General features: G+C 58.9%; 4 protein-coding genes. 3 read left to right on the top strand and 1 reads right to left on the bottom strand.

From position 1 onward, the window contains the following. The 3 genes from H5U08_RS09835 to H5U08_RS09845 form a co-directional block, all read left to right on the top strand. Window positions 1-1,482, top strand: a 1,482-nt coding sequence (locus H5U08_RS09835; RefSeq protein ID WP_297032557.1) for a sigma-70 family RNA polymerase sigma factor, incomplete at its 5' end; no start/stop codon positions are given. A gap of 385 nt (window positions 1,483-1,867) precedes the next feature. After that, on the top strand, window positions 1,868-2,110 hold the full coding sequence (rpsR, locus tag H5U08_RS09840) for a 30S ribosomal protein S18 (protein ID WP_095415710.1): 243 nt from the start codon (window positions 1,868-1,870) through the stop codon (window positions 2,108-2,110). 271 nt (window positions 2,111-2,381) lie between these two features. Next, a complete protein-coding gene (locus H5U08_RS09845; protein ID WP_297032562.1) occupies window positions 2,382-3,284 on the top strand; it encodes a M28 family peptidase in 903 nt (300 codons plus the stop codon). A gap of 199 nt (window positions 3,285-3,483) precedes the next feature. Here H5U08_RS09845 and H5U08_RS09850 read toward each other — a convergent pair. Further along, window positions 3,484-5,067 (bottom strand): AAA family ATPase (locus tag H5U08_RS09850; RefSeq protein ID WP_297032564.1); only part of this gene is annotated, 1,584 nt, incomplete at its 5' end.

Raw genomic sequence — 5,067 nt, forward strand, 5'->3', positions numbered from 1 at the left:
GAAGATCTTCGCCACGATCTGATCCTCTTCATCGAGGACGTCGCTGAGTCCGTGCCGCTTCGACCGGAAGAGGTCAATGAGAAGTATTACACCCTCCAGGAGCTTGCCGAGAAATTCAACGTCTCGACGAAGACGATCACCAGATGGCGACGAGCGGGCCTCGTCAGTCGCCGGTTCCTGATAGACGGGCGGGTTCGACTGGGCTTTTTGGAAAGCACCGTCGATCGCTTCGCCAAGGAAGAAGAAAAGCGAATTAAACGGGCGTCCCAGTTCAGTCAACTGAGCCCGCAGGAACGCGATGCCATCATCGAGCGGGCAAGGCGACTGGCTCAGGCCGGGGCTTGTCGTCCGGAAGTAACACGGCGGTTAGCCCTTCGCACAGGAAGAAGTATGGAAACCATTCGATACATATTGCAACAATTCGATCAAGCCAATCCCGAGATGGCCATCTTCCCGGAAACGCGGGGACCGCTCAGCGAGGAAACCAAAGAGCGGATCTACCGCGATTACCGGGCAGGGGAGTCTCTGGACGTCATTGCCAAGCGGTACTGCCTCACCCGGGCCCGCGTTACCCGCATCATCGACGAGATGCGGGCCAAACGGATCATGGAGCTGCCGCTCGATTACATTCCCAATGAGATCTTCGAGAAGGTAACTCCCGAGCAGGAAAAGGAGATCCTTGGGCCTCCTCCGCCCGCGGAGCGACCGCAGCGCGCGGCGAGGTTGCCGCAGGGGTTGCCTCCCTACCTGGCCAGCCTGTATGAGGTGCCGCTTCTGACGCAGGAGCAGGAGATCCATCTTTTCCGGAAGATGAACTACCTCAAGTACAAGGCGTCCAAGCTCCGCGAGCAGTTGCGGCAAGAGATGGACGCTCGCAAGCGTCCCAACCGCGCCCTCATGGACGAAATCGAACGGCTCTATGAGGAGTCGGTGAAGACCAAAAACGAGATCATATCGGCAAACCTCCGCCTGGTGGTGTCGATTGCCAAGCGACACGTGGGACCTGCCGAAAACTTCTTCGAGTTGGTCAGCGACGGCAATATGTCGCTCATCCGGGCGGTCGAGAAATTCGACTATTCTCGCGGCAATAAATTCAGCACCTACGCGAGCTGGGCCATCATGAAGAACTTTGCCCGGACCATCCCGGACGAGCATCGTTATCGGGAGCGCTTCCGGACCAGCCAGAACGAGCTGTTCACTCTGACCCAGGACGAGCGGTCCGACCAGGTGGAGCAGGAATCCAACCAACTCCAGCGAGAAATTCAAATTCAGAACATTCTCCAGCGGCTGGACGAGCGTGAGCGGCAGATCATCATCCGCCGCTTCGGCCTCGATCGGCAACAGGAACCGCTCACCCTGAAAGAGGTCGGTGCTGAGTTGGGCGTGACGAAGGAACGCGTTCGGCAGCTTGAAGCGCGGGCGATCAGCAAGCTCCGCAAGCTGGCAGAGGAAGAGAAGATCGATCTCTCCGATCTCGAATAAGGCGATGCGGCTAACCCCCTGGGGAGGGGTTCCCGGGGGGGTTCTTTGTCGCTCGGTGGGAATATGGGTTGTCCGTGCCTCCACGGCGACGGGGCAGGGGTCAACAAACCACGCCCGTGATTTCTTATTCTGGAGGAACCCTGCCGTAGCGAGCATCTCAACGCTGAGCGGCGGACCTGACAAGCAGGTCCCTCCGACCTCGTTGGGACAATGATGAATACCCCCTGCCCCTTCTCAAAGGCGGGGAATGGTTCAGGACGCCCCTTCCCTTGGCTCGTGGGGCCCTCCGCCTTATACTAGACGTTTGGCCAACCTTTCTGGACGGAAGAAGGCGAAAAAGGGTTGTTTTTGGACTTTCATGCGGTGATTTGACTGGCGGGTCGATATGGCAAAGAAAAGAATCCGAGCAAAGCGGCGCAAGCGTGACCCTCTGATGGTGGACGGGCAATACCCGCGTCCTCTCTACGTGGACTACAAGGACGTGGAGTTGCTGAAAAAGCTGACCAACCGACAGGGTAAAATTGTGGGCCGCCGCAAGACCGGCTGTGCTGCCAAAAGCCAGCACGCCATCAGTAAGGCCATCAAGCGGGCGCGAATCATGGCACTCCTACCCTTTGTCGGGGAATGACATCCTGAGGAATAACGGGTTGGGTGTTTCGTTCGGAAGCACAATGGCCACCGGGAGGGTGGGTGGCCTTTCTTTGTTTCGGAGTCCCTTCGGTTCAGGAGCCGACGTTGGCTTGGTACGTCCTGTTGCGCGCGAGCACTCCGGTTATTTTTTTCGCTTCCGGCATCAAACCGGTTGGGTGCGGTTGATAGGAGGCGTGGGCCTCTTTTTGCTGGCAGCCGTCACCTCAGGTCTGCTCGCATGGCAATTTTTCCCCCGCGGGACCGGCAGGGTGTCTCACTGGCGACTCGAGCAGATTCCTTTCGATGGTGCCCGGGCGTTTCGATATCTTCAGCAATTGTGCGAGATAGGGCCTCGGCCCAGCGGCTCGCCGGGAATGGCCAAACAGCAGGAACTCCTTCTCAAACACTTCGCCGAGCTGGGGGCCCAGGTCGAGCTGCAACGATTTTCCGGGCGGGACCCTCGTACCGGTGGTCCGGTGCCGATGGCTAACCTCATCGCGAGGTTTTTCCCGGAACGGGCGGAGCGCATTCTCCTCTGCGCCCATTACGACACCCTTCCTTTTCCGCTGCGCGACCGGATCAATCCGCGCGGCCGATTTATTGGAGCCAACGACGGTGCCAGCGGGGTTGCCGTGCTGATGGAGATGGCGCACCACGTCAGCAAGCTGCTGCCGGATTTAGGCGTTGATATGGTGTGCTTCGATGGAGAGGAGTTCATCTTCTCGGAATGGGATCCCTATTTCCAGGGCTCGGAATACTTTGCCCAGCAGTACGTCGAATCTGCGCCCCAGCGACGCTGGCGGTACCGCGCTGCCGTCCTGTTCGACATGGTCGGTGACGCGGACCTGCAAATCTATCAGGAGCGGAACAGTGCGTGGTGGCGGGACTCCCGCTGGATTGTGGACGGCATCTGGAAGACGGCCGCCCGCCTCAAAGTCCTCGAATTCATCCCCCAAAAAAAATATGAAATTCGGGACGATCATTTAGCCCTTCACAACATCGGGGGAATTCCTTCGTGCGTGCTCATCGACTTTGATTATCCCGCCTGGCATACTCAAAACGACGTCCCCTCGCAGTGTTCCCCGTTAAGCCTGGCCAAAGTGGGGTGGGTCGTGCTCGAATGGCTGCGATCACTGGATGTGCGCGCGTTGCCCCAGCCGCAGGGTGGCTGATCTGGCGGTTCAAAAGGCTCGGGGTCACTTCGCGGAGCTGGAAGCACTTGCCGTTTCGGCGGTTATGGCGCCGCTCGCTGGAGGCGGTCTTTTCTGAAAGAAAATGAAAGAAAAAGAGAGTTGGGGCGATCTGCGTCTGGCCCCAACTCTCAACGAGCCTGTAAGCACATGCCTTACGTCGTCCGATTTGGCCTGCTTCTCACCGGGAACTGCCCACGGTGGCCGGCTCCGGAACGACCCGCTCGAACGTGAACTCCTCGGTCCGATCGTCGTAATCCACCCGCATGGTGGCCCCTTCCCAATCGGTTTCCTTGAGGAGTTCCATGGCGAGCGGGTTCTCGATCCGCTGTTGAATGACCCGCTTGAGCGGTCGAGCGCCGTAAGTGGGGTCGTAGCCGAGCTCGGCGAGGGCCTCAATCGCCCGATCGGTAACCTCCAGAGTGATTCCCTTGGAAGCCAGCCGATCCTTGAGCCGCCGGATCTGGATTTCGGCGATCTTCTTGATCTGATCTTTGCGAAGCGGATGGAAGATGATCACTTCGTCAATCCGGTTGAGGAACTCCGGCAGGAAATGTTGTTTGAGGGCCTGCATGACGGCCTCGCGGATCTCATCTTCCGTGCCGCCCGCCTGAGTGATCTCCTGGATGAGCTGGCTACCGATGTTCGAGGTCATCACGATGATCGTATTGGTGAAATCGACCGTGTGACCTTGGTTGTCAGTGAGTCGCCCATCGTCGAGCACCTGGAGGAGGATATTGAACACATCGCGATGAGCCTTTTCAATCTCGTCGAGCAGGACCACGGCATAGGGACGCCGCCGGATGGCCTCGGTGAGCACACCGCCCTCTTCATAGCCTACATAGCCCGGCGGGGCGCCGATCAACCGGCTCACGGTGTGCCGCTCCATGAATTCGCTCATATCGAGCCGTACCAGGGCGTTTTCGTCGTCGAAGAGGACTTCGGCGAGCGCCTTGCACAGCTCCGTCTTCCCGACACCGGTCGGGCCCAGGAAGATGAACGAGCCGATGGGGCGTTTCGGATCCTGCAGCCCTGACCGGCTGCGTCGCACAGCGTTGGCCACTGCTTCCACCGCTTCGTCCTGGCCCACGACCCGCTGGTGAAGCCGTTCCTCGAGCACCAGCAGCTTGGCCCGTTCGGTCTCCATCATGCGGGACACGGGAATGCCGGTCCAGGCACTGACAACCTCGGCAATTTCTTCGGGACCGACTTCCAGCCGGAGCAGCCGTTTGTCGTCGGGGACGGGATAAGAATTCTCCGCCTGCTCCAATTGTTTCGCCAGTTCGCGGCGTCGGATATCCAATTCGTAGAGTCGCTGGTAATCTTCCTCACGTACGAGCATGCCGGAGGATTGCTTCTCTTTGATGGCGGCCTGAAGCTGATTGAATTCATGCTCGGCCTGCTGGAGCTCGTTCTGGAGACGCCGAATCTGCTCGATCGCGGCTTTCTCTTTCTCCCACTGGTCACGCAGTTTTTGCAGTTCCTGACGCAGCTTGTTGATCTCCTCCTGGATCTCGGCACGGCGCTCCTTGGCGTGTTCCTCGGTCTCATCAGCAAGTTGACGCTCGGCCAGTTCCAGTTGCACAATCCTCCGCTGGAGTTGGTCGATTTCCACCGGGACACTTTTCAGCTCCATGGCGAGGCGGCTCATCGCCTCGTCCACGAGGTCGATGGCCTTGTCGGGTAGGTAGCGGTCGGTGATATACCGGTGCGATAATCTCGCCGCAGCAACAAGAGCGGAATCCTTGATTTTCACGCCGTGATG

The organism is Thermogutta sp. (assembly GCF_014359955.1).
Classification (GTDB): Bacteria; Planctomycetota; Planctomycetia; order Pirellulales; family Thermoguttaceae; genus Thermogutta.

What these genes read in the sequence shown, in the direction of transcription:
- rpsR (WP_095415710.1), top strand. Translation starts at nt 1,868, where the DNA reads ATGGCAAAGAAAAGAATCCGAGCAAAGCGGCGCAAGCGTGACCCTCTG.